Raw genomic sequence first — 25,095 nt, 5'->3', positions numbered from 1 at the left:
AAGATTCATTCTCCTTTTTGTTCAAGAACTTTATTTTTACAAATCAGTACTATGTAGATATAGTAGACTGCGCTGGCGACAAGGACACCGATGAGACCATAGACATAGTTCATTGGATTTTCACCCCAAATCATGACGAGGCTGATTAGGACCGCTAAAATTGGGATGACAGGACCAAATGGAACGCGGAAGACCACTTTCTTATCTGGATATTTCTTTCTCAATACCAATACGGCTAGAGCAGTTGGGATGTATTGGAAGAAGCGGAAGACTACGCTGAGAGCCGCTAATACTTCAAATGTTCCTGTAAAGAGCAAGGCGATGGCCAAAAGTCCGGAGATAATAATGGCAATTACAGGGGCGTTTTTAGCATTGGTTTCAGCGATTTTTTTAGGTAACAAGCCTTCATCTGCAATGGCTGCACCATAACGTGGGACCATGATAGATTCCCCGATGTTAAGTCCAGCAATAGAGATCAGCGCTCCGATAGAAACAATCCATGCTCCAGCAGGGCCAATCATTTCGACAAAGGCGTCTTGCACAGAGGCATCTGTTTGCAGGATTCGGCTGCCTAACATGGCGATAGTTCCTGCGATAATCAGCATATAGAGAACAGAGACAATACTGATAGAGCCCAAAATAGCCCGAGGCACATTCTTTTCTGGATTGCGCATTTCACCAGCAACGATAGACATGGTTTCAAATCCGATGAAACCGTAGAAAATGTAGATAGCTGTACTAGAGATGGCTTTCATGATATCTACGCCAGGTTCTAGCTGAAGAAACGGAGTGAAGTTTCCTTTGTCAATTCCTCCTTTGATGAAGAAAATCGCACATAGACTGAAAGCGACAATTGGGATGAGCTTTGCTACGGTTGCGGTCAAGGTGAACATTTTGGAAGTCTTAAGACCTGATATATTCATCAGACTGAGTAGGATAATCAGGCTCACACTGAGCAGAAGTTCATAGGGGGCAAAGGATTTAAAAGTAATGACAAAAAGTCGCGCAAATCCTGCTGCCATAGCGGACCAAGCGATGATGGTAACCGCCCAGCCTAGGAAGCCAACATTAAATCCGACAAAGTCCCCAAAGGCTGCTTTGGAATATTGGAAGGCTCCGCCGTTTTTATTAAAATAACCAGCAGTTTCTGCCAAGCAGACGGCTAAGAGAATAACGAGGAGGGCAGTTCCCAGCATGACAGCTAGAGAAGCAGGACCCAGTCCTTTATAAATCTTTTGAGGCAGGAGGAAAATTCCTGAACCGATAACAGCATTGATACCATAGAGAGTAGCGCCAGAAAAGCTGAATTTCGCATTTTCTCGCTCTTGTTCTTGTGCAGTGAGTTTAGTCGCATTCATAATAATGTTTCTCCTTTAGAGATATGGGATCCTTTCCAAGTAAAGATAGAACGATGATAGGACATCCTTGTATCTTTACTTAGTAGGGATATGGGTCAAACCAGCCCATATAGCAAGGGGCGTTCCTTGTGGCTGGTTACTCGAAAACATTATTTGCAGCTCAGTTTCCTGAGCCTCTTTTTCCACTATCAGAAGTTGCCCTGTCTCTAGGTTAAGCGATGGCAGGTTTGTACCTGTCACTGTCAGATTCTCTAAGGCATAGATAAATTGAATGGCTTCATCTCGGCTAAGCTCTTGTCCATCCGAGATGGCAAGCATCTGTCCCTGATAATGGTCGCTGTAAATTAAATTAAAGTCGGTACAAGTCCCACGACTTGTGATAGAATCACTCCCTTCGAAAAAATAGGGGGTAAAGGGAGCTAGAACCGTTTCCGCCTGCCGGCTGGCATTGTGGAGATGAAGTGTATGGTCCAGGCTCATGAGAATGCGGTGAAAGCCGCTGAGGTCAGAAAACTGACTTTCAGCCAACTCCACAGTCGCTGTTGAGAGTCGATAGTCAAAGTCACGCTTGCCATAGTGGCCAGTTGGCGGGGAAAGATAAAGTTGTTTTGTCTTTCCCCCCGACCAATCGGAAACTTGAAAATCGTTTGATTTTAGAAGGGTTACATTTGTCATTTTTGGTATTTATTAGAACAAACCGCTGATATTGCCGTCTTTGTCAACATCAATCTTTTCGCTGGCTGGCATTTTAGGCAACCCTGGCATGGTCATGATCGCACCAGTCAGAGCGACGATAAAGCCTGCACCAGCAGAAACTTTGAGCTGGCTGATCGTCACGACAAAGTCTTTAGGTGCGCCCAGTTTCTTAGCATCGTCTGAGAAGGAGTACTGAGTCTTAGCCATACAGATAGGATAGTTGGAGAAGCCCAGCTCTTCCAGTTGTTTGAGCTCGCGTTTAGCAGCAGGAGTCAGGCGAACGCCCTTGCCTCCGTAGACCTTAGTAACAATTTTGTTCAGCTTGGTTTCAATAGAGTCCTCTTCATTATATACAAATTGGAAGTGATTGTCTCCTTCAGCCAGTTCAACGACTTTTTCAGCCAACTCTTTACCGCCGGCTCCGCCATTTGCCCAAACGTCGGAAATCACTACGTCAACGCCGCGTTTTTGGCAAGCGTCATAAACTGCTTGCAATTCTGCTTCGGTGTCTAGCGGGAATTTATTGATGGCAACGACTGCTGGCAATCCATAAACATCTTGAATATTTTCCAGATGTTTTTCTAAGTTTGGCAGACCATCTACAACGGCTTGGACATTTTCTTCAGCCAGGTCGCTCTTAGCCACACCACCATGCATCTTGAGAGCGCGGATGGTAGCAACCAGAACTACAGCCGCTGGACGAAGGCCAGATGTACGACACTTGATATCGATGAATTTTTCAGCACCGAGGTCAGCACCGAAACCAGCTTCTGTGACTGCATAGTCGGCATATTTGAGAGCCAGCTTGGTAGCTAGGACACTGTTACAGCCATGGGCAATGTTGGCAAAAGGTCCACCGTGAATCAAGGCTGGTGTGTGTTCCAGAGTTTGAACCAAGTTTGGATGGATAGCGTCTTTGAGCACAGCAGCCATAGCGCCACCAGCTTTCAGATCCTTGGCAGTTACTGGCTTACCTTCAAAGCTGTAACCAATGATGATTTTTTCCAAGCGGTTCTTGAGGTCAGTGATATTTTCTGACAGACAGAGAATAGCCATAACCTCAGAAGCAACTGTAATATCAAATCCATCTTCACGCGGAACACCGTTGACTTTACCTTGCAAGCCATCCACAATGTGGCGCAACTGCCGGTCATTCATATCTACTGCCCGCTTCCAAGTGATGCGGCGAGAATCAATGCCTAAGGCATTGCCATGGTGGATGTGGTTGTCAATGAGGGCCGCCAGCAGGTTGTTGGCAACACCGATAGCATGAAAGTCACCAGTGAAGTGGAGGTTGATGTCCTCCATAGGCATCACCTGAGCGTGCCCACCGCCAGCAGCACCGCCCTTGATACCAAAGACAGGTCCGAGTGAAGGTTCCCGCAGAGCGATAACGGCTTTTTTACCGATAGCAGCTAGAGCATCGACTAATCCGACAGAAGTCGTAGTCTTACCTTCTCCAGCTGGTGTCGGGGAAATAGCGGTCACGAGAATCAGTTTGCCGTCTGGCCTGTCTTTTAAAGCTTCCAGTTGGCCGGCACTGATTTTTGCCTTGTAATTTCCATAAAGAGACAAGGCGTCTTCAGCAATTCCTAGCTTTTCTGCCACTTCTTTGATGGGCTTCATTTGAACCGAATTCGCAATTTCAATATCTGATAAAACCATATTGTTACCTCTTGAGAAGAGGAAGTCCATTCACAGGAAAGAGTGAACTTCTCTTCCGTTTATCTATTAGACAACTTTCAAAATTTCTTGATAAATTTCATCTGCAAGAGCGCAGCCTTTTTGTAGGAGCTCTTCCCCCTTGCTGTGGTAGTCTGCAACAAAAGCTTCATCCTTGACACCTGACAGGTTGATGAGGACATTGAGCCAAGCCCCTTGCAGGCCAGCCTTAAGATTGAGAGCTGCTACCCCCAGGTCGCTGGCAGCATTGGTATTGGACTTGCCGACAGCCTTTTGAGTTGTTTGCAAGGCAGCCAAGATGTCTTCCATCATGCCATAAGGTGACTTGGTCGCTTCCTTGAGAGCTTGTTGCATAGCTTCTCGACGGGCAGCCTTGTCTTCCTCTGTCTCCTTAGGCATATCAAAGACAGCGGAGACTAGATTGAAGGCTTCGGTGTCCTTGTCGATAGCTGCGAGCAAGCTTTCTTGCAAGCGTGCACTTTCTGCGTGCACTTGAGCAATCTCTGCTTCAAATTCTGCGTATTTTTTCTTGCCTAGGGTTAATTCGCAGACCATCTTAGTCAGGGAAATACCGTTGGCTGCGGAAAGAGCAGCGGCAGAGCCGCCTCCCGGTGCAGGAGCATCTGAGCCTAGGACTTGGGCAAATTCTGTCAAACTTAAATCTACTAATTTCATAGGTTTCTGTCCTCCTAGCCCAGCAAATGGTTTTCCAGAACTTGCTTGCCGTAGTCAAAGTCTTCGATTTGCAGATAGTATTCTGCTGCGTCAATCAAAGCCTTGGCTGGAGCCAGACCGATGACTTCTGAGCCGAGGATTCCAACTCCGTAACGTTTGGCTTCAAAGCGAACAGTTTCAAAGACACGATAGAGTGGGAATTTTTCCAGATTGACCATGTTGATGGAAACCTGAGCAATGTTGCGGTCTTCCAGCATAACACCGATAGCTTTACAATACTTGTAGCCACCGCTTGATCCACGGATGATTTTGGCAATGTTGTTGGCAATTTCCAGATTGTCTGTATCCAAGTTGATATTGTAGGCGATGAGCGGCATTCTAGCTCCGACAGCAGTGACACCAGCAGTTGGGTGAATCTTTCTTTCACCGTAGTCAGGCGCCCAGTCAGGTTCCAAGAGTTTTTCAGGCATGCCTTCAAATTGTCCTTTACGAACTTTAGCCAAATTTTTACGCTCAGGACGAGTCGCTGCATCTTCATAGAGGAAGATAGGAATACCGAGCTCACGGTTGATTCGCTCAGATACTGTCTTCGCAATTTCGACGCATTCCTCACTTGTGATGTCCTTGATCGGTACAAAAGGCAGGACATCAGTTGCGCCCATACGAGGGTGTTCACCTTGGTGCTTGGTCAAGTCAATATTTTCAGAAGCGTATTTGACCAAACGGAAAGCAACTTCCTGAATATTTTGATCATCACCAACCAAGGTAAAGACGCTGCGGTTGTGGCTGGCATCAGAAGAGTGGTCCAAAAGTGTTACGCCTGGCACACTCTTAGCTACTTCCACTAGACCGTCAATGACCGCTTGGTTGCGGCCTTCAGAAAAGTTAGGAATACATTCAACAATTTTTGCCATAAGATATTACCTCGTGATATATGTTGTTAAAATTTACAAAGTAGATAAAGTGGAACTTCCAGCTGAGCTAGGTGTGAGGCCTAGCTCAGTTCAGAAGTTGGGGGACAAGTTTTTCCTATTCGAACAATTTCTTAACAGATTCTTTGACCAAATCTTCGTCAGTTAAGTACGGAATAGTGATGTGGTCTGTTCCTTGGTGGAGACGGTTGTACTCGATAGCTGTCTCAATAGCATGCTCATTACGTGCCCAGTTACGACGAGCAACTCCGCCGATTGTATCCCAAGCGATAGCAGATTTGATGATTTCATCAATGCGTTCGCTTCCGTCCAGTACCAAGCCAAAGCCACCGTTGATTGCTTTACCGATACCAGTTCCGCCACCGTTGTGGAGAGCTACCAGACTCATACCACGAGCGGCATTACCAGCGTAACATTGCACAGCCATGTCGCAGGTAACATTAGAACCATCCTTAATATTAGAAGTTTCACGGAATGGAGAATCAGTACCAGATACGTCGTGGTGGTCACGGCCGATCATGACAGGACCAATCTTGCCTTCGCGTACTAATTCATTGAACTTGAGGGCGATATTAACACGACCCATACAGTCTTGGTAGAGAATCCGCGCCTGGGTTCCAACAACCAACTGGTTCTTTTCTGCGTCGCGGATCCAGTTGTAGTTATCGCGGTCTTGGTAGCGGCGGTTAGGATCGATCACTTCCATAGCAGCGTGGTCAGTAGCGACCAGGTCTTCGTGCTTACCGCTCAGACATACCCAACGGAAAGGACCATAACCATAGTCAAAGAGCATTGGGCCCATGATATCTTCTACATAGGATGGCCAGATGAAGCCGTCTTTGTCGTCAAAGCCATTCTTAGAAATTTCCTTGATGCCAGAGTCATAGACTGCCTTCATAAAGGCATTACCATAGTCAAAGAAGTAGGTGCCATTGCTAGTCAAGGTCTTAATTGCCTTGAAGTGACGTTCTAAGGTTTGGTCAACCAGCTTGACAAAGGTTTCCTTATCTTCAGCCAGGAGGCGAGTCCGTTCTTCAAAGCTGATACCAGCCGGACAGTAGCCGCCGTCGTAAACATTGTGGCAAGAAGTTTGGTCAGATAGTAGGTCTACATGGATATTGTTCTCGTTGACGTATTCCAAGAGGTCTACAATGTTACCATGATAGGCAATAGAAGTGGATTCGCCAGCTTCCAGAGCTTTTTGAGCCAAGTCAATTGCTTCTTTTGGACTTTCAGCCAATTGGCTAATCCAGCCTTGGGAGTGGCGGGTTTCAATTCGAGATTGGTCTACTTCAGCTATGATTGCTACAGCTTTAGCAATTTCTGCTGCTTTCCCTTGAGCTCCACTCATGCCGCCCAGACCAGAAGAGATGAAGAGTTTGCCAGTCAGGTCTCCGTCGTCAGCTACACCCAGTTTCAAGCGCCCAGCATTGAGGAGGGTGTTGAAAGTGCCATGGACGATACCTTGAGGGCCGATGTACATCCAGCCGCCGGCTGTCATTTGACCATAGTTGGTCACGCCCATTTCTTCTGCAATTTCCCAGTCCTTCATATTGTCGTATTCACCGACCAAGAGGCCGTTGGTGATGATAACACGAGGTGCTTCTGGTTTGGACTTGAAGAGTCCGAGCGGGTGGCCAGATTCCACGACCAAGGTTTGATGGTCAGTCATGACTTCCAAGTATTTCTTGATCAGGTTGTACTGCATCCAGTTAGCGCAGACAGATCCAGTTTCTCCGTAGGTAACCAATTCATAAGGATAAAGGGCGATTTCAAAGCTCAGGTTGTTGTCAATCATGACCTGCATAGCTTTGGCTGCAGTACAGTTCCCTTTATACTCGTCAATTGGTTTGCCGTAGATGCGTTCTTTTGGACGCCAGCGGTAGCCATAAATTCGTCCGCGAGTTTTCAGTTCTTCCAAGAATTCTGGAATTACTTCCTCATGGAATCTCTTTGGAATATAGCGAAGGGCATTTTTAAGAGCAATTTCGGTTTGAGCTTGGGTCAAACGGAAGCCCCGGTCAGGTGCGCGACGGATGCCTTCTTGGAAAACCGTTTTTTCAGGTAATACATCGTCTAATTTGACGGTCATTGCTGCTGCAATATCTTGTTCGCTGTAGAATGACATGTTTATTTCCTCCTTGTAAAATAACTTAAGATTTGACCTTATTTTATAACAACGCCGTCAGTACAAAGTCAAGAAAATATTTCTAAAGATAAAAAATATCAATATATCCAATATATATTGGTTTTTGACTATAATTTGACGATAGTGTATTATGATGAAAAGCGAATAAGTTGGAAAATGAAATGGAGGAACAAGCATGACTGCTGATTTACTATTAACTCACTTTAATCAAGTCTTCTGTCCCGAGGATCTCGGTCATCCACTTTTTGGCGAGGAAATGAAGGAAGCTCAGGTTTTGGAAGACGGCTACATTGCAGTCAAAGACGGCAAAATCCTAGCAGTTGGCAGTGGAGAGCCAGATGCCAGTCTGGTTGGAACAGATACTAAGATTCAGTCTTATGAGGGCAAGATTGCGACGCCCGGCTTAATCGACTGTCACACTCACTTGGTCTACGGTGGTAGCCGAGAGCATGAATTTGCTAAGAAATTAGCCGGTGTCCCTTATCTGGAAATTCTTGCTCAAGGTGGCGGTATTCTTAGCACGGTCCGGGCGACGCGAGAAGCTTCTTTTGATACTCTCTACGATAAGTCCAAGAGACTGCTGGACTATATGCTGCTTCATGGGGTGACGACTGTTGAGGCCAAGAGTGGCTACGGTCTGGACTGGGAAACAGAGAAGCGCCAGCTGGATGTTGTTGGGGCTCTGGACCGTGACCATGATATTGATTTAGTTTCGACCTTTATGGCTGCCCACGCCGTTCCACCAGAATACAAAGGACGCTCTCAGGAATATCTGGAGCTCATCGTTGAGGAAATGCTGCCTCGGGTAAAAGCAGAAAATCTAGCTGAGTTCTGTGATATTTTCTGTGAAAAAGGCGTCTTTACAGCTGACGAGTCACGCTACTTGCTTTCTAAGGCTAAGGAAATGGGCTTCAAGCTTCGTATCCATGCTGATGAAATCGAGTCTATCGGCGGAGTAGATGTAGCAGCTGAACTTGGAGCAACGAGTGCAGAGCACTTGATGGTAGCGACCGATGAAGGTATTCGCAAGATGGCGGAAGCTAAAGTTATCGGTAATCTCCTACCAGCAACTACCTTCAGTCTGATGGAAGATACCTATGCACCAGCCCGCAAGATGTTAGAAGCTGGTATGGCTATCACTCTGACCACCGACAGCAATCCAGGCTCCTGCCCAACTGCTAACCTGCAGTTCGTTATGCAGCTGGGCTGCTTTATGATGCGTCTGACGCCAGTAGAAGTTCTCAACGCTGTAACCATCAATGCGGCCTACTCAGTTAACCGTCAAGATAAGATTGGCAGCTTTGACACTGGCAAGCAGGCGGACATTACCATCCTAGACGCTAAGAACATTGACTATCCACTTTATTTCTTTGCGACCAACCTGACCCATCAGGTTTATAAGGCAGGCAAGTTGGTTGTTGATCAGGGTAGAATCGTCTAATCTTACAAGTCAGTTCCATTTCCATGTGATAGCAAAGATTTTCTTAGAAGTTCTATTGTTGATTATAAAAAAGCAGATTTGTGTTCAAGAAAAGGTCGTGGCTTAAACACCACGACCTTTCTGTTTTTTTATGAGATTAGGATATTGAGCTGGTCTCTTTATCTACCCACACACTGCGCGTAAAGACCATGGAGAATAGTGCCAGAGCTACAAAGCCTGCTCCTACATACCAGTAGGGCATGTCCAGTGTCGTGGAGCGCCCAGATAGGTTGACAATGCCACGAAAGAGCATGCCGGCTGTCATGGTGGCTACAGCTGAGTTCCAGAGGTTGAGGCTGAGCCGAGAGAGATTGGGAATTATTTTCATGAAGAGCAGGAGGAGGCTGCCCCCAACGAGAGGAAGGGCAAAGAGATAGTGCATGTGGACAGATGTTTCCCCGAAGCTGAAGGATTCATAGATTCTGCTGAAAGCAAAGAAGAAAATCGTTAGCAGGATGTAGGAAACAGCTGTTTTTTTGAAACGTTTTTTGCTGGGATTAGTAACCGATGTAGACAATGTCGCTCACCGCCCTTTCTGAGATATTTCCGTTGGTGGTAGGTTTGTTGATGACCTGACCGTTGAAGTACATAGTGGACGAGCCACCGCCGTCAAGGTTGTAGGCAGTCTTGACGCCATAAGATTTCATGACTTCCGCCAGTTCATAGAGGGAAAGCCCCTGACTTTCTGAAGTGCGTCCGTCTGAAACGATGATGATATAGTGGTTTTCGTCAATGATACCGACAGCTGTCCGTGGATTGGAAGCCATGGACTGGCCAACTTCGGACTTGGTATTCACGACAATCTCACCATTTTCTACAAGGGCTGGGCCGAAGGCTAAGAGATTGACCACGCCGTCTTCAACCAGCTGATCGGCAGAGATTTCATTTTCGTAAATGATTTTAAAAGATCCGTCTTTGTAAATGGCCAAATCTCCATTGCTGGCGTCCTCTCGGACGGTATCACGGTAGACGACACCGTTGCGGATGACATAGCCGGTAGAATTGGCACCGTAGTAGTCGCCGTTAACCGCTAGGATGGCCTTATTATTAGCCGCTGTTTCTGAAGTCTTGGCCGTGACATTGGTTCCGTAGGTGTTATTGGCGAGGGCTGTTTTCAAGTATTCAGCGGAGCTGACGGTCACATCGGCAACGTAGACTTGAGTATTGTTGACGGTCTTTTCAGTTAGTGTGACCGAGATGTTGTCGTCTGAGTAGCTGGTATCTGTCACTGTTGCTGTTTCCGCAGCCTTGCTGGCAGCCTCGGCATTGGACGTCGAAGCGGTATTGGAGACTGTGGAAATAGTTTCAGCAATGACGAAGGTTTTCAGCATGGAGTAGCTGAAGGAAGCTGTCAGAAGCAGGCCGAAAATGGAGGCGTAGGCATAGCCTTTCTTTAAAAATTTCATAACGCAGTGTGTGTCCTTTCCTTAAAAATAAATTTCTTTTGGACCATCCAGGAGACGGTGAAGAGTAAGATGCCGACGATGATCTTAACAATCAGAAGATTGAGACCAAAGACAGCATAGAAGAGGCGAATCAGCAGTGTGTCTAAGATGAAGAGTCCCAGAGCTAGGCTGAAATAGCCAGTTCCTGTCTTGAGTATACTGTCGTCGTTCTTAAAGACCAGCTTTTTATTGGTCGAATAGTTAAAGATTGAGCTGGTCACGCGGGCAATCCCATTTGCGAGAAGAATTCTCAGGCTGGTCGGCACAGCGGCTAAAAACAAGAGAGCTAGTGCGTAGACCATGTAGTCCACGATGAAGCTGCTGAGAGAGGTCAGGGCAAATTTAAAGATATTTTTATAAATCATGAGCCCATCTCTAACAGGTCGGAAGTGGGATCCTTGATTGTCATTGATATAGACCGTCTCAATAGGCACTTCCAAAATGGGATATTCCTTGCTGGCTTCTAGGAGCATGTTCATTTCGTACTCATAGCGCTGACCTTCTACCTTTAGCATAAAGGGAATCATGTTGGTCGTAAAGGCTCGTAAACCAGTCTGCGTATCGGAGACACTCACCCCAGTCTGGAGCTTGAAGAGAGTCCGAGTCAGGCTGTTGCCAAAGCGGCTACGCAGAGGCACCTTGCCAGTAAAGGCGCGTGCTCCCAGAATCAGCTGATTGGGATTTTTAGCAGCTTTGGTTGCCACTCGGAAAATATCCCAGACCTTGTGCTGGCCATCCGCATCTGCTGTGATAACCGTTCCGTATTGACCCAGAGACTGGATGTAGGTGAAGGCAGTTTTCAATGCTTGTCCTTTGCCTTGATTGTTCTCGTGATGGAGGACAGTCGCATATTGTTCAGCCTTGTCAAAGACTGTCTGGCGCTTGGCTGAGCTACCGTCATCGATGACAATGATATGAAAATCGCTCTTGCTCTGAATTTTTTGAATCAGTTTAATCAAATTATAATCGGGCTCGTAAGCCGGAATCACTAGATAGTCCATATCCATACCTCTTTCTTAGATGATTTGTAGAAAGTATACAGACTGCGGCTTAAAGCTAGCTGATATCAGTTATCTTTAAGAAAAAGTTAAATCTTCTTTAAGGAAAGAGTGGGGAAAATGCCTCTGAGAACAAAATAAAAGACTGAGAGTGGGACAGAAATCGGTAATTCGTTAGAATTCGATTTCGTCGTCCCACCTCCGCACAGTTGAGTAGGGCTGTAAAAGCTGATGGAATCAGCGTAGTAGAGCCCACTCAACCACTGCGTCTTGCTCGACAATCCAAAGACAATTGAGAGGCTGGGACTTTTGTCCCAGCCTCAGTGCTTTGTTTAATAACGTTTTTCCTTGGGCCAGGTGCTCATTTCAGCAACAGCTGTAAAAAGCACGTCTGTGGATGAGTTGAGGGCGGTTTCGCAAGAGTCTTGGATGACACCGATGACAAAACCAACGCTGACGACTTGCATAGCCAGATCATTTGGGATACCAAAGAGGCTACAAGCTACAGGAATCAGGAGAAGTGAGCCTCCAGCCACTCCAGAAGCCCCGCAGGCAGAAATGGCTGCAACGATGCTAAGCACCAGTGCTGTTCCAAAGTCCACCTGAATGCCCAGTGTGTTGGCTGCTGCGAGGGTAAGCGTATTAATTGTCACTGCAGCCCCTGCCATATTGATAGTGGAACCGAGTGGGATAGAGACCGAGTAGGTTTCAGGATTGAGGCCTAAATCTCGACACAGTTTCATATTAACAGGGATATTGGCAGCAGAACTGCGGGTGAAAAAGGCAGTGACGCCACTGACTTTTAAGCAGCGCCAGACCAGTGGATAAGGATTTTTCCGAAGCATAATGAAGACAATCAAGGGGTTAACGACCAGCGCAACAAGAGCCATGGAACCCAGTAATAGGAGAAGGAGCATGCCGTAGCTTTTGAGTGCTTCAAATCCTTTGCCAGAAATGGTCGTGTACACCAGTCCTAAAATACCAAAGGGGGCTAGATTGATGATCCATTCGACAATCTTCGAAGTAATATCTGCCAGTGTTTTCAAGAGTTCTTTACTTTGCTGACTTGCTTCTCGCATAGCCACTCCAAAGACGACTGCCCAAGACAGAATGCCAATATAATTGGCCTTGCTCAAGGCGTTGATCGGATTATCGACAAGGTTGAGGAGGAGATTGCTCAGAACTTGGCCGATGCCTTCTGGTGGACTGACTTCCGAGCTAGCTGCGGTCAGCTCGATGGTCACAGGGAAGACATAATTAGCAAGAACAGCGACAAGAGCAGCCGCAAAAGTCCCGATTAGATAAAGGATAATGACGGTTTTCATATTGCTTTTCTGCCCCTTTTGGTGCTGAGAGAGGGCGTTGGCAACGAGAGTGAAAACGAGCAGTGGTGCGATAGCTTTTAGACCGCCGACAAAGATTTGGTCGAGGAGGCTAATGGCGCTGGCTTATGGGAAAATGAGAGCCAGCAGGGCGCCTGTGACAATCCCAATAGAAATCCGTTTGATAAGGTTGGCGCGATTCCAAGCAGAAAGAATTCGATGAAACATAGTAGATCCCTTTCTAAAATAAACTGCTTTCCATTATACGCTAGAGGTCGTATAAAATCAATGTTTTTTGGTATACTCTATACAGAATAGGGCCGCTTTGATGATTATTCGTCGCCCTTTGTGGTATAATGAGTAAGATTTTTGTATCTCATAGGAGGAAAGAATGACAGCTAATGGAAATGTTTTCACACGCTATTTCCAGCAATTCGACTGGTCAGCTATTTTGGATGACGTGTTTTCAAAATTCGTCTCCTTGGTCTTTTTGTGCTTACTATTTTGGATGGCTAAGAAAATTCTCCATCTGTTTGTAACTAGACTGATTGCGCCATCTTTGAAATTATCTCGGCAGGATGCAGCTCGGCAAAAGACCATTATGCGCTTAATTGAGAATTTACTCAATTATGTACTTTATTTTCTTTTGTTCTATTGGGTTTTATCCATTTTGGGCTTGCCAGTCTCAAGTCTTTTAGCTGGGGCAGGGATTGCTGGTGTGGCCATTGGGATGGGAGCGCAGGGCTTTCTGTCCGACCTAGTCAACGGTTTCTTTATTCTCTTAGAACGTCAGTTGGATGTAGGGGATAATGTTCGCTTGACCAATGGTGCTATCAAGATTGCAGGAACGGTTGTCAGTGTTGGAATTCGGACTACGCAGGTACGCGATGCGGACGGCACTCTTCACTTTGTGCCCAATCGAAATATCACCGTAGTCAGCAATCTTTCTCGTGGCGATATGCGGGTTTTGATTGATATTCCTATCTATGCCGAGACGGATTTGGATGAGATTTATCGGATTATCGCTGCTGTCAATCAGGAAGCTGTGCCTGAACATCCAGAAGTTTTGAAGGAACCTGATATTCTGGGACCGCAAATGACTGCGAGCGGGCAGTTTTACTTTCGGATTAGTTTAATCGTTGCAAGCGGTATGCAAGCGAGCCTGTATCATATTTTCTATAAGCTCTATCATGAAGCCCTGCTAAAAGAAGGAGTGGCTTTGCCAACATTTGCCCCTGTCACAGGAAATAGTGGCAAATCTTAGCCAGATGTGGTCAGGGGAACAAAGGCAAATAACATCTATCGGAAATAACGTTTATAATCACTAAAGAGGATGAATGCTCAGCATTTATCCTTTTCCCTTTTAGCCTATCCTAAGTCTAATCCGCCTAAATATGACATACTATGGCAAGTATTGTATAATAGGAAGAGGAGAAGGAGTAGGTATGCAGAATAATCGGCTATTTCAGATATTGTACTACATTTTGGAGAGAGGGAAAGTGACTGCAACGGAGCTAGCCGAGAAATTCGAAGTTTCGGTTCGGACCATTTATCGAGATGTGGACTCTCTTAGCAGCGCTGGGATTCCGATTTATACCACGCAAGGAAAGGGTGGCGGTATAGAAATCGCAGAGGATTTTGTCTTGCGGAAGTCCCTGCTGACAGCGGAGGAGAAAGGGCAGATCATGGCGGCCCTGCAAGGTCTGGGCAGCACCAGCCAGCTTTACCAGAGTGACCTACTTACAAAGCTTTCGGCGCTATTTCAAATCAAAAATCCCAACTGGATCGAAATTGATTTTAATCACTGGCAAAACGATAAAGCATATGAAGAAAGCTTTCGCCAATTAAAAACTGCGATTCTAGGCAAGCACCTTGTTTCTTTTTCTTACTTTGCTAGTGACGAGCGGGAGACAAGCCGTCGTGTTAAGCCTATACGTTTGTTCTTTAAAAATCAGAGTTGGTATCTTTATGCTTTTTGCCTCTTGCGACAGGAATTCAGGTATTTTAAGCTATCTCGGATGAAAAATTTGGAGCGGCTGGAGGAGAGATTTGAGGACAGCTTTGAAGATGTCGTCTTGGAAAAGGAACTGACCTATGAAAATACCATTAAACTGGCAGTCAAGTTTGATCGCAAAGTGGCCTTCAGGGTTTATGACGAATTAAGCGGAGATATTCGGACAGATGCCGAAGGAAATCTGTATACAGAAATCGACATTCCCAACGACCATCGTCTATATAGTTATATTCTGTCCTTTGGAGACGCTGTGGAGGTCTTAGATCCGCCCGAAATCCGAGTGAAAATGAAAGAAATGATTCATCAGCTGGCAGAAAAATATAAAACTTGACATAGGGTGTCAGGTATCTTCTTGTATACTAATGGTAAGAAGATAAAAGGAGGCAGCAAGATGAAATATGAATGGAGAAAAAGCGAGAAAGGGCTTTATGGAGCCAAGAAAAAGCCAGAGCTGGTAGAGGTGCCAAGTCAACAGTTCATTGTGATTGAAGGAGCGGGCGATCCCAATGAAGCGGATTTCTCTGAGCGGGTATCTGCCCTTTATTCGTTAGCTTATTCCATAAAAATGCTCTTTAAATCCATGATGAAAGATGAGGCGGAAGACAAGGTGAAGGATTTCACGGTCTATCCTTTGGAAGGAATCTGGGAAAAAGCTGCTGGGGAAGGCTTCGATAAAAGTCAGCTTCGCTATCAGCTCATGATTCAGCAGCCCAATGTCATCAATCAGGATATTTTTGCGTCAGCACTTGAGAAGGTCCGCAAGAAAAAGCCTAATTCTTTCTACGACGACATCCGTTGGCAAAGCTTGCCAGAGGAGCGGGCCATTCAGGTCTTACACATAGGAAGTTATGACAGTGAGCCGGCCTCTTTTGAGAAAATGGACGAGCTAGCAATCAGCTTGGGACTGGAAAGATGCGACCAAGTTCACAGAGAGATTTACTTGAGCAACAAAAATAGGACACCAGAAGAAAAGTTGAAAACCATCTTAAGGTATTCCGTCAGATAGGAGGAATTTGTCATGCCAAGACCTACAACAAAAAACGATTTACTGGCTGCTGCTACAGAAAATTTTGAAAAACTCAATCTGCTCATTTCGAACATGACAGCAGAAGAGTTGGAGAGGCCCTTTGATTTTTCAAAGGATGAGAAAAAGAAAGAAGCCCACTGGCAGCGCGATCGGAATCTGAGGGACGTCTTAATCCATCTTTATGAGTGGCACCAACTGCTGCTTAACTGGGTGCAGGCCAATCAAAGGGGAGAAGAGAAGCCTTTCCTACCAGCTCCCTACAATTGGAGAACGTATGGCAATATGAATGCTGCATTTTGGGAAAAGCACCAGCAGACCTCTCTTGAGGAGGCAAGTTCTTTGCTGGCTAGTTCGCATAGATCTGTCCTGGACCTAGCCGCAACCCTGACCAATGAAGAATTGTTTTCCAAGGGAGTTTATAAATGGACGGGCGGAACGACTTTGGGTTCTTATTTTGTCAGCTCTACATCCAGCCACTATGATTGGGCTATGAAAAAGCTTAAGGCTCATCAAAAGAATTGTAAAAGGAATCTTGTCCAATAAAGTTTTCTAGGACTTGAGACTGATTTTTAGCACTCTTGCAAAAAGAGTGCTATTTTTTTGAGTTTTTGTCTTGACATTCATTTTTGAGAGTGTATAATAGAATCATGACTTAGCACTCGATGCATTAGAGTGCTAAATATAAAAAATAAAATCTTGCCAGTGGCTGGAAATTTTCTAAAGAGAGGTGAGGTCCTTGGTAACAGAACGCCAAAATGAGATTTTAAATCTAATTATTGATATCTTTACCAAGACGCATGAGCCTGTCGGTTCTAAAGCCTTGCAAGAGACTATCCAGTCCTCGAGTGCCACTATTCGAAATGATATGGCAGCCTTGGAAAAGGAAGGGCTGCTAGAAAAGGCCCACACATCAAGTGGCCGCAAGCCCAGTGTAGCAGGCTTCCAGTATTTTGTCCGCCATTCCTTGACTTTTGATCAGCTGGCGGAAAATGAGCTCTACGAGGTTGTCAAAGCTTTCGACCAAGAGTTCTTCAAGCTGGAGGATATTCTGCAGCGGGCAGCGGACGTCTTGGCAGAGTTGAGTGCTTGCACGGTTGTAGCTCTTGACGTCGAGCCTAGTCGGCAACGGCTGACGGCTTTTGATATCGTTGTTATTAGCCAGCACGCAGCCTTAGCTGTCTTTACTCTGGATGAGTCCAATACCTTGACCAGTCAGTTCATGATTCCTAGGAATTTTCTCCAGGATGACCTACTGCGCTTGAGGGATATGATTCAGGAGCGCTTTTTGGGACAGACGGTCTTAGATATTCACTACAAGATTCGGACGGAGATTCCGCAGATTATCCAGCGTTACTTTACGACGACGGACAATGTTCTCGATCTCTTTGAGCATATTTTTGCTCAGATGTTTTCGGAGAAAGTAGCTGTAGCTGGCAAAGTCCAGTTGCTACGTTTTGCGGATCTTGAGGCTTATCAGTTCTTTGATGATCGTCAGAAGGTGGCTTTTGAAATCCGTGACAGTCTAGCTGAGGATCAGATGCAAAATGTCCGAGTCGCAGCAAGTCAAGAGGACTGTCTAGCCAATCTAACCTTGATTTCCAGCAAGTTTTTAATTCCCTATCGAGGATTTGGTATGCTGGCGGTGGTCGGTCCAGTCAATCTGGATTACCAAAAAGTGGTTAGTCAACTCAATGTTGTCAATCGGGTCTTGACGATGAAACTCACAGATTTCTACCGATATCTGAGTAGCAATCATTATGAGGTGAGTTGAACATGAAATTACATAAATTCCTAAAAAGGAGGCGAAAAATGTCTGAGGAAATAAAAAACGAAGAAGTAAAAGAAGAGGAAGTGGTAGAAGCTACTGAAGAAGCTGTAGAGACTGCAGAAGAAAAGGTAGAAACCGCTAAAGAAACGGATGAAACTACTCCTGAAAAATCAGAACTAGAACTAGCCAATGAGCGTGCAGAAGACTTTGAAAATAAATACCTTCGAGCTCATGCAGAAATGCAAAACATCCAACGTCGTGCGAATGAAGAACGTCAACTCTTGCAACGCTATCGTAGCCAAGATTTGGCAAAAGCGATTCTTCCTTCTTTGGACAACCTCGAGCGTGCGCTTGTCGTTGAAGGATTGACAGACGATGTCAAAAAAGGCTTGGAGATGGTACAAGAAAGCTTAATTCATGCCCTTAAAGAAGAAGGAATTGAAGAAATCGCAGCTGACGGCGAATTTGACCATAACTATCATATGGCCATCCAAACTCTCCCAGCAGACGATGAACATCCAGCAGATACCATCGCCCAAGTCTTCCAAAAAGGCTATAAACTCCATGACCGCATCCTACGCCCAGCTATGGTGGTGGTGTATAACTAGGCAATTCTGACGGTTGCTGAAGCAACTCGTCAGAAAACGGCAATCGCTATGGCGTTTGCCTAGCCTCCTTACTAACTCGTCGTCGAAATAATATCGATTTCGACTCCTCGTGTCGTAATATTCATAATAGATAACTTGTCCGAAACGACACTAAACTATGAATGAAGATAAGAGGCAAGCCAGAGGCTTGCAAAAACGATATTTTCCGCCGTGGTGAAAATTTCAGTAGCTTGTGCTACTGAAACAGGGGATTTTTGAGACTTTGGGCTCAAAAATAAGTGATGAAATCCCGTAGGGAGTTGCTCACGTCCCCACCACTTAAGGAAAATATCAAAAAAAAGAAGAAAAAACTTAAGGAGAAAAACACATGTCTAAAATTATCGGTATTGACTTAGGTACAACAAACTCAGCAGTTGCAGTTCTTGAAGGAACTGAAAGCAAAATCATCGCAAACCCAGAAGGAAACCGTACAACGCCATCTGTAGTGTCATTCAAAAACGGCGAAATCATCGTTGGTGACGCTGCAAAACGCCAAGCAGTCACAAACCCAGATACAGTTATCTCTATCAAATCTAAAATGGGAACTTCTGAAAAAGTTTCTGCAAACGGTAAAGAATACACTCCGCAAGAAATTTCAGCCATGATCCTTCAATACTTGAAAGGTTATGCTGAAGATTATCTTGGTGAAAAAGTAACTAAGGCTGTTATCACAGTTCCAGCTTACTTCAACGACGCTCAACGTCAAGCAACAAAAGATGCTGGTAAAATCGCTGGCCTTGAAGTAGAACGTATCGTCAATGAACCAACTGCAGCAGCCCTTGCTTACGGCTTGGACAAGACTGATAAAGAAGAAAAAATCTTGGTATTCGACCTTGGTGGTGGTACATTCGACGTATCTATCCTTGAATTGGGTGACGGTGTCTTCGATGTATTGGCAACTGCAGGGGACAACAAACTCGGTGGTGACGACTTTGACCAAAAAATCATCGACCACTTGGTAGCAGAATTCAAGAAAGAAAACGGTATTGACTTGTCTACTGACAAGATGGCAATGCAACGTTTGAAGGATGCAGCTGAAAAGGCTAAGAAAGACCTTTCAGGTGTAACTTCAACTCAAATCAGCTTGCCGTTCATCACTGCAGGTGAAGCTGGACCTCTTCACTTGGAAATGACTTTGACTCGTGCCAAATTTGACGATTTGACTCGTGACCTTGTTGAACGTACAAAAGTTCCAGTTCGTCAAGCTCTTTCAGACGCAGGTTTGAGCTTGTCAGATATCGACGAAGTGATCCTTGTTGGTGGTTCAACTCGTATCCCAGCCGTTGTAGAAGCTGTTAAGGCTGAAACTGGTAAAGAACCAAACAAATCAGTTAACCCTGATGAAGTAGTTGCTATGGGTGCGGCGATCCAAGGTGGTGTCATCACTGGTGATGTCAAAGACGTTGTCCTTCTTGACGTAACACCATTGTCACTTGGTATCGAAACAATGGGTGGCGTCTTCACAAAACTCATCGACCGCAATACAACGATTCCAACATCTAAATCACAAGTCTTCTCAACAGCAGCAGACAACCAACCAGCCGTTGATATCCACGTTCTTCAAGGGGAACGCCCAATGGCAGCGGACAACAAGACTCTTGGACGTTTCCAATTGACAGATATCCCAGCTGCACCTCGTGGAATTCCACAAATCGAAGTAACTTTCGACATCGACAAGAACGGTATCGTGTCTGTTAAGGCGAAAGACCTTGGAACTCAAAAAGAACAAACAATTGTCATCCAATCTAACTCAGGTTTGACTGATGAAGAAATTGACCGTATGATGAAAGATGCTGAAGCGAACGCTGAAGCAGATAAGAAACGTAAAGAAGAAGTTGACCTTCGTAACGAAGTAGACCAAGCAATCTTTGCGACTGAAAAGACAATCAAGGAAACTGAAGGCAAAGGCTTCGATGCAGAACGTGATGCTGCTCAAACTGCCCTTGATGACCTTAAGAAAGCCCAAGAAGACAACAACTTGGACGACATGAAAGCAAAACTTGAAGCGCTGAACGAAAAAGCGCAAGCTTTGGCAGTGAAACTCTACGAACAAGCCGCAGCCGCTCAACAAGCTCAAGCAGGAGCAGAAAGCGCCCAAGCAACAGGAAACGCAGGCGATGACGTCGTAGACGGAGAGTTTACTGAGAAGTAATGTCTAATTTTATTAATCTAGTTAAGAAGAAATTTATTGATGGTTTAGCCAGCTTAATAGGCTGGGGTGTGTTAGCATTTCTTGGAAGCTCTTTCATTATGTGGGGTTATGATGCTATTTTTCAACCTACCTTGTCGATAGAGAGTATAAGGATTGATATTTTGGGAGATAAGCAAAAATTATCTCCAGAAAATCGAGAAAACTATGGAAAAACAGTCACTATTCCATCTGATTCGTCAAAAGATATTATCAGTATTCCAGAATACACAGCACCTAGAGCTAAATTTATAGTTGAAAAGAATATCTTTAGCAATATGAAGTCATTGTATGCTGTTTATCGTAATATTGATGGTGTATTGTATTATCAAATTATAGATGCTACAACACTGGAAACTGTGTTAAATTATCCTAAGGATAAGAATAAGTTTATTTATTTAGTTGTTGTAGATGGAAGAGATAATTCCCAGAAAATTTGGACAATCGCAAATAGTGATTTAGCTAATAATTCAAAAATGTTTAGTGAAAAGGAAATTTTTGATAAACCTCCTTATGACTCCGAAGATGTATATTCTTTAAGTAGGGATGATTTACAAAAAGATTTTATAGAAATCCGAGGACTAAAGTTAAACGAACAATAGCCAATTTCTTATGACAGAGGTTGCAACCCAGCCTCTGTTTTTCGGTAAGAAAAGAGTTGGAACGTAAATTTTTGGTTCTTCTTTAAACTAAGTTAGAAAGGAACTGAAACTGACCTAAATTGAGGTTTCGTTCCGCAATATTAATAGAAAGGAATAAGGGTGTTCGTAATTGAACCCGAGCGGAAAGCTTGGAAATTAGATAAACCTCCTAAGAAATCAATATTTCTTGTCGGTTTCCTAAATTTCAGTCGCTTTCTGTTCGCTCTTGGTATCTTAAATGAACAATACTGAATTTTATGATCGTTTAGGTGTCTCAAAGAATGCTTCTCAGGATGAGATCAAGAGAGCCTATCGGAAATTATCTAAAAAATATCACCCAGATATCAATAAAGAGCCTGGGGCGGAAGATAAATATAAGGAAGTCCAGGAGGCTTATGAAACGCTGAGTGATGAGCAAAAGCGGGCGGCCTATGACCAATATGGCGCGGCGGGTGCCAATGGTGGCTTTGGTGGCGGTGCAGGCGGCTTCGGAGGCTTTGATGGCTCTGGTTTTGGTGGCTTCGAAGACATATTTTCTAGCTTCTTTGGCGGTGGCGCGACTCGTAATCCAAACGCTCCGCGTCAAGGAGACGATCTCCAGTATCGGGTAAATCTCCGCTTTGAAGAGGCTATTTTCGGTACAGAAAAAGAAGTTAAATACAATCGTGAAGCTAGCTGTCGGACTTGTCATGGTTCCGGTGCCAAGCCAGGAACTAGCCCAGTAACTTGTGGCCGCTGTCACGGCTCTGGTGTTATTAACGTCGATACTCAGACACCACTAGGTATGATGCGTCGTCAAGTAACCTGTGATGTCTGTCATGGTCGCGGACAAGAAATCAAAAGTCCATGTGAAACCTGCCATGGAACAGGACACGAAAAGCAAGCGCATAGCGTTCATGTAAAAATCCCCGCTGGTGTGGAAACAGGTCAACGAGTTCGCTTGGCGGGTCAAGGTGAGGCAGGCTTTAATGGCGGTCCTTACGGCGACTTGTATGTAGTGGTGAACGTTGAGCCAAGCGATAAATTTGAGCGTGACGGTTCTACCATTTACTACAAGCTCAACCTCAACTTTGTGCAAGCAGCTCTGGGCGACAGTGTGGAAATCCCAACTGTGCATGGAAATGTTGAATTGACAATCCCAGAAGGAACTCAGACTGGCAAACGTTTCCGTCTGCGTGGTAAGGGAGCACCAAATCTGCGCGATGGAAGTGTAGGTGACCAATATGTCACTGTCAATGTCGTAACGCCGACAGGCCTCAATGACCGTCAAAAGGCGGCTCTTAAGGATTTTGCGGCAGCTGGAGACATCACAGTGAGCCCTAAAAAGAAAGGCTTCTTTGATAAGATGAAAGATGTCTTTGAAGGGGAATAAAGAAGGAAAAAGCAGAGTTATTATTCTGCTTTTTCGTTAGGAGCAAGAAATGACAGAATTTCAAGACTTTATCAAGCAAGTTTTCAAGGAGCAATATGAGGCTTCTTTTGGGGCAGCTAGTCTTGAAGAACTTGAGCCAAAGGATTATTATCTGACACGGGAAGAGGAAGGGCGCTTAATCGCCTTGCTCCATGCCCATCAAGTGTTGGAAAATATCCATATCAAGGCTTTAGTGGTAGATAAGGGATACCAGAAAAAGGGCTTGGGAGCTAGCCTGCTGGCAGAATTAGAAGAAAAGGCTGAGAAAGCGGGAGTCAGCAGCACCACCTTGTCTACCAAATCTTATCAGGCCAGGGATTTTTACATCAAGCAAGGCTATGAAATCTATGCCAGTCTGGAAGATGTGCCCCAAAAAGGTGTAACCAAATATCATTTCATCAAGCGACTGAGCTGAGCCATTCTCAATAGATGGAAGTCAATTGCCAATTACCATTAAAGTTTACAAAAAAATAAGCTTTGCTAGTCTAGCAAAGCTTGTTTTTTAGTTGTCCTCATCTGGTGTAAGCACCATCGGAATGATAATTGGTTCGCGCTCGGTGCTTTCGTAAAGGAAAGGACGCAAGGCATTGACGATAGCGCCGCTGACAGATTGGACGCTGGCATCTTTATTCTTGAGTGCAATGCGAATAGCATTGAAGAGGATACGCTGGCTTTGGCGGATGAGATCACCTGATTCGCGCATGTAGATAAAGCCACGGCTGAGAATATCTGGACCGGCTAAAATCATCTTGGACTCAAAATCAACTGTTGCGACAGCAAGAACCACACCGTCCTCTGACAGGTCTTTACGGTCGCGCAGGACTGCAGCTCCGATTTCACCAATGCGGTTCCCATCAACATAAATATCTTGAGCGTTGAAGCTACCAGCAATACGAGCTGAGTCAGCTGTCAGAGCCAGCACGTCACCATTGCTCATGATGAAGATATTGTCTTTTGGTACTCCGGTATCAACGGCTAGACCTGCATGGACTTTCTGCATGCGGTATTCACCATGGACTGGCATAAAATATTTAGGCTTGATCAAGCGGAGCATGAGTTTCTGCTCTTGCTGGCCACCGTGTCCAGAGGTGTGGATGTTGTTAATCTTACCGTGAATCACTTCGACGCCAGCCTCGGAAATGATGTTAATCAGCTTGTTCACGCTGGTCGTATTTCCAGGGATTGGGCTGGATGAGAAGATGACCGTATCTCCCGGCTGCAACTGAACTTGGCGGTGGGTACCATTAGCAATCCGTGACAGGGCTGCCATGGGTTCACCCTGACTTCCTGTACACATAATCAGCACTTCGCCAGCAGGATAGTCCTTGAGTTCATTTGGCTCGATAAAGGTATCTTTGGGAACCTTGATGTAGCCCAGCTCAATCCCGTTGACAATAGCCTTTTCCATAGAGCGGCCAAAGACCGCAATTTTGCGCCCTGTCTTGACAGCAGCTTCTGCTGCCTGCTGGAGTCGGAAGATGTTTGAAGCAAAAGAGGCGAAAATAATCCGTCCATGAATTCCTTCGATAATCTTCATGATAGATTGCCCGACCACTTTTTCGGAATTGGTGAAGGTCGGAACTTCAGCATTGGTTGAGTCGGACAGGAGGCAGAGCACGCCTTCCTCGCCCAGAGCGGCCATGCGGTGCAAGTCTGCTGGTTCGCCGACTGGTGTAAAGTCAAACTTGAAGTCACCGGTACAGACAATCTTACCTTGCGGCGTATGGATGACAATCCCCAAAGGTTCTGGAATCGAGTGGGTTGTGCGGAAGAAGGTCGCCTTCAGATTTTTAAAGGTCAACTCTGTATTTTGATTGATTTCATAGAGTTTGGCATCCCGCAAAAGTCCATGCTCTTCTAGCTTGCCCCGAATGAGAGCCAGAGCCAAAGGGCCAGCATAGATGGGAACATTGGCTTGCTTGAGCAGGAAAGGAATGCCGCCGATATGGTCCTCGTGCCCGTGGGTGATGAGGACAGCTTTCACGCGATCAATATTTTCTACGATATAAGAGTAGTCGGGGATAACATAGTCGATACCCAAGAGGTCGTCTTCTGGAAATTTAATCCCAGCATCAACAATGATAATCTCATCTTGATACTCAATTCCGTAGGTGTTTTTACCGATTTCGCCCAGACCGCCGATGGCGAAAACACCAACTTCTTCTTTCTTTAAGTTATATGCCATAGGTTACAACTCCGTCAATTCGAAGGCGCCTGACTCTTTTTCGTATTCCAAATGTTTGTCAGACAAGAGCTCGATAAATTCGATATTGTAAGGAGTCTTTTCTTCAACCAATTTGCGGGCTTTGATGCGACCTTCTAATTCATCGATTGCTTCTATATCTAAGTAGAGGGCACGTGTTTGTTCACGGCGTGGGCTGCGTTCTTTTGTTTCTTGATAAAAAACTTTGTAAATCATTTTATTTCCTTCCATTTTTCACGATCAAGCTACAGAAAACGACAGCTAATCAGCTGTTTTCTTTTATTCAGTTTTATGAGTAGTAGATTGACCTTGATTCGATATAATTCTAACCAATTATATCATAAAACCAGCTTTTAGTAAAAGACATAGCCGAGAAAATCTTGTGGAGATTTTCAGAAAAACTTTTGAGGACAATCTGGGCCATTAAATGACTGCCTCTCTCTACCCTTGTCGCTGCT

Annotated in this window: 22 protein-coding genes and 1 pseudogene; 11 read left to right on the top strand and 12 right to left on the bottom strand. The window is 45.1% G+C overall.

What is annotated here, in order from left to right; genetic code table 11:
- Nucleotides 1–5: 5 nt before the first annotated feature.
- The 6 genes from D8797_RS07720 to hutU form a co-directional block, all read right to left on the bottom strand.
- Nucleotides 6–1,358 (bottom strand): APC family permease, encoded by a 1,353-nt coding sequence (locus D8797_RS07720; protein ID WP_048764755.1) that lies wholly within the window; start codon nucleotides 1,356–1,358, stop codon nucleotides 6–8.
- 75 nt (nucleotides 1,359–1,433) lie between these two features.
- Entirely contained in the window at nucleotides 1,434–2,033 is a 600-nt protein-coding gene (locus D8797_RS07715) for a HutD/Ves family protein (protein WP_125380008.1), read from the bottom strand.
- Nucleotides 2,034–2,045: 12 nt separating this feature from the next.
- Nucleotides 2,046–3,719, bottom strand: a complete 1,674-nt coding sequence (locus D8797_RS07710; RefSeq protein ID WP_125380006.1) for a formate--tetrahydrofolate ligase — start codon at nucleotides 3,717–3,719, stop codon at nucleotides 2,046–2,048.
- A 66-nt stretch (nucleotides 3,720–3,785) separates the two neighbouring features.
- Nucleotides 3,786–4,412, bottom strand: coding sequence for a cyclodeaminase/cyclohydrolase family protein (locus D8797_RS07705; protein ID WP_125380004.1), 627 nt, complete (start codon nucleotides 4,410–4,412; stop codon nucleotides 3,786–3,788).
- Between the two features lie 14 nt (nucleotides 4,413–4,426).
- A complete protein-coding gene (ftcD, locus tag D8797_RS07700; protein WP_002903832.1) occupies nucleotides 4,427–5,326 on the bottom strand; it encodes a glutamate formimidoyltransferase in 900 nt (299 codons plus the stop codon).
- Nucleotides 5,327–5,441: 115 nt separating this feature from the next.
- The gene (gene hutU / locus D8797_RS07695) at nucleotides 5,442–7,472 is read right to left on the bottom strand and encodes a urocanate hydratase (RefSeq protein ID WP_125380002.1); all 2,031 of its coding nucleotides are present in this window, start codon (nucleotides 7,470–7,472) and stop codon (nucleotides 5,442–5,444) included.
- A gap of 196 nt (nucleotides 7,473–7,668) precedes the next feature.
- Here hutU and hutI point away from each other — a divergent pair, with 196 nt between their 5' ends.
- Nucleotides 7,669–8,934, top strand: a complete 1,266-nt coding sequence (gene hutI, locus D8797_RS07690) for an imidazolonepropionase (RefSeq protein ID WP_125379999.1) — start codon at nucleotides 7,669–7,671, stop codon at nucleotides 8,932–8,934.
- A 136-nt stretch (nucleotides 8,935–9,070) separates the two neighbouring features.
- On the opposite strand, the gene D8797_RS07685 is transcribed toward hutI, so the two are convergent.
- The 4 genes and pseudogenes from D8797_RS07685 to sstT form a co-directional block, all read right to left on the bottom strand.
- The gene (locus D8797_RS07685) at nucleotides 9,071–9,490 is read right to left on the bottom strand and encodes a hypothetical protein (protein WP_125379997.1); all 420 of its coding nucleotides are present in this window, start codon (nucleotides 9,488–9,490) and stop codon (nucleotides 9,071–9,073) included.
- Nucleotides 9,471–10,379 (bottom strand): phosphodiester glycosidase family protein, encoded by a 909-nt coding sequence (locus D8797_RS07680; RefSeq protein ID WP_125379995.1) that lies wholly within the window; start codon nucleotides 10,377–10,379, stop codon nucleotides 9,471–9,473. Before D8797_RS07680 ends, D8797_RS07685 begins: the two co-directional genes overlap by 20 nt.
- A complete protein-coding gene (locus tag D8797_RS07675) occupies nucleotides 10,376–11,425 on the bottom strand; it encodes a bifunctional glycosyltransferase family 2/GtrA family protein (protein ID WP_125379993.1) in 1,050 nt (349 codons plus the stop codon). The genes D8797_RS07680 and D8797_RS07675 overlap by 4 nt, the downstream gene beginning before the upstream one ends.
- A 323-nt stretch (nucleotides 11,426–11,748) precedes the next feature.
- Nucleotides 11,749–12,966 (bottom strand): annotated as a pseudogene (gene sstT / locus D8797_RS07665) (serine/threonine transporter SstT).
- 163 nt (nucleotides 12,967–13,129) lie between these two features.
- On the opposite strand from sstT, the gene D8797_RS07660 reads away from it, so the two are divergent.
- The 10 genes from D8797_RS07660 (at nucleotide 13,130) to D8797_RS07615 (ending at nucleotide 22,849) form a co-directional block, all read left to right on the top strand.
- Nucleotides 13,130–14,002, top strand: a complete 873-nt coding sequence (locus tag D8797_RS07660; RefSeq protein ID WP_125379990.1) for a mechanosensitive ion channel family protein — start codon at nucleotides 13,130–13,132, stop codon at nucleotides 14,000–14,002.
- 181 nt (nucleotides 14,003–14,183) lie between these two features.
- Nucleotides 14,184–15,083: a helix-turn-helix transcriptional regulator gene (locus D8797_RS07655; protein ID WP_125379987.1), complete on the top strand. Its 900-nt coding sequence runs from the start codon at nucleotides 14,184–14,186 to the stop codon at nucleotides 15,081–15,083.
- A gap of 60 nt (nucleotides 15,084–15,143) precedes the next feature.
- The gene (locus D8797_RS07650) at nucleotides 15,144–15,758 is read left to right on the top strand and encodes a GyrI-like domain-containing protein (RefSeq protein WP_125379985.1); all 615 of its coding nucleotides are present in this window, start codon (nucleotides 15,144–15,146) and stop codon (nucleotides 15,756–15,758) included.
- A gap of 12 nt (nucleotides 15,759–15,770) precedes the next feature.
- Nucleotides 15,771–16,322, top strand: coding sequence for a ClbS/DfsB family four-helix bundle protein (locus tag D8797_RS07645; protein ID WP_125379982.1), 552 nt, complete (start codon nucleotides 15,771–15,773; stop codon nucleotides 16,320–16,322).
- 193 nt (nucleotides 16,323–16,515) lie between these two features.
- Entirely contained in the window at nucleotides 16,516–17,550 is a 1,035-nt protein-coding gene (gene hrcA, locus D8797_RS07640; RefSeq protein WP_125379979.1) for a heat-inducible transcriptional repressor HrcA, read from the top strand.
- 38 nt (nucleotides 17,551–17,588) lie between these two features.
- On the top strand, nucleotides 17,589–18,155 hold the full coding sequence (grpE, locus tag D8797_RS07635) for a nucleotide exchange factor GrpE (RefSeq protein WP_125379977.1): 567 nt from the start codon (nucleotides 17,589–17,591) through the stop codon (nucleotides 18,153–18,155).
- A 367-nt stretch (nucleotides 18,156–18,522) separates the two neighbouring features.
- Nucleotides 18,523–20,346: a molecular chaperone DnaK gene (dnaK, locus tag D8797_RS07630; protein ID WP_125379974.1), complete on the top strand. Its 1,824-nt coding sequence runs from the start codon at nucleotides 18,523–18,525 to the stop codon at nucleotides 20,344–20,346.
- Nucleotides 20,346–20,984, top strand: a complete 639-nt coding sequence (locus tag D8797_RS07625; protein WP_125379971.1) for a hypothetical protein — start codon at nucleotides 20,346–20,348, stop codon at nucleotides 20,982–20,984. The genes dnaK and D8797_RS07625 overlap by 1 nt, the downstream gene beginning before the upstream one ends.
- Before the next feature lie 277 nt (nucleotides 20,985–21,261).
- Nucleotides 21,262–22,395, top strand: coding sequence for a molecular chaperone DnaJ (gene dnaJ / locus D8797_RS07620; protein ID WP_045497925.1), 1,134 nt, complete (start codon nucleotides 21,262–21,264; stop codon nucleotides 22,393–22,395).
- 49 nt (nucleotides 22,396–22,444) lie between these two features.
- On the top strand, nucleotides 22,445–22,849 hold the full coding sequence (locus tag D8797_RS07615) for a GNAT family N-acetyltransferase (RefSeq protein ID WP_125379969.1): 405 nt from the start codon (nucleotides 22,445–22,447) through the stop codon (nucleotides 22,847–22,849).
- A gap of 87 nt (nucleotides 22,850–22,936) precedes the next feature.
- Here D8797_RS07615 and rnjA read toward each other — a convergent pair whose 3' ends face one another.
- Both rnjA and rpoY read right to left on the bottom strand, forming a co-directional pair.
- Nucleotides 22,937–24,619, bottom strand: a complete 1,683-nt coding sequence (rnjA, locus tag D8797_RS07610; RefSeq protein WP_048765385.1) for a ribonuclease J1 — start codon at nucleotides 24,617–24,619, stop codon at nucleotides 22,937–22,939.
- A 3-nt stretch (nucleotides 24,620–24,622) separates the two neighbouring features.
- Nucleotides 24,623–24,853, bottom strand: a complete 231-nt coding sequence (gene rpoY, locus D8797_RS07605; RefSeq protein WP_125379967.1) for a DNA-directed RNA polymerase subunit epsilon — start codon at nucleotides 24,851–24,853, stop codon at nucleotides 24,623–24,625.
- Nucleotides 24,854–25,095: the final 242 nt, after the last annotated feature.

The sequence above is a fragment of the Streptococcus cristatus genome (assembly GCF_003944225.1).
Classification (GTDB): Bacteria; Bacillota; Bacilli; order Lactobacillales; family Streptococcaceae; genus Streptococcus; species Streptococcus cristatus_K.
The sequence above is the reverse complement of the archived record's forward strand: the minus strand, read 5'-3'. Positions and strand labels throughout refer to the sequence as shown.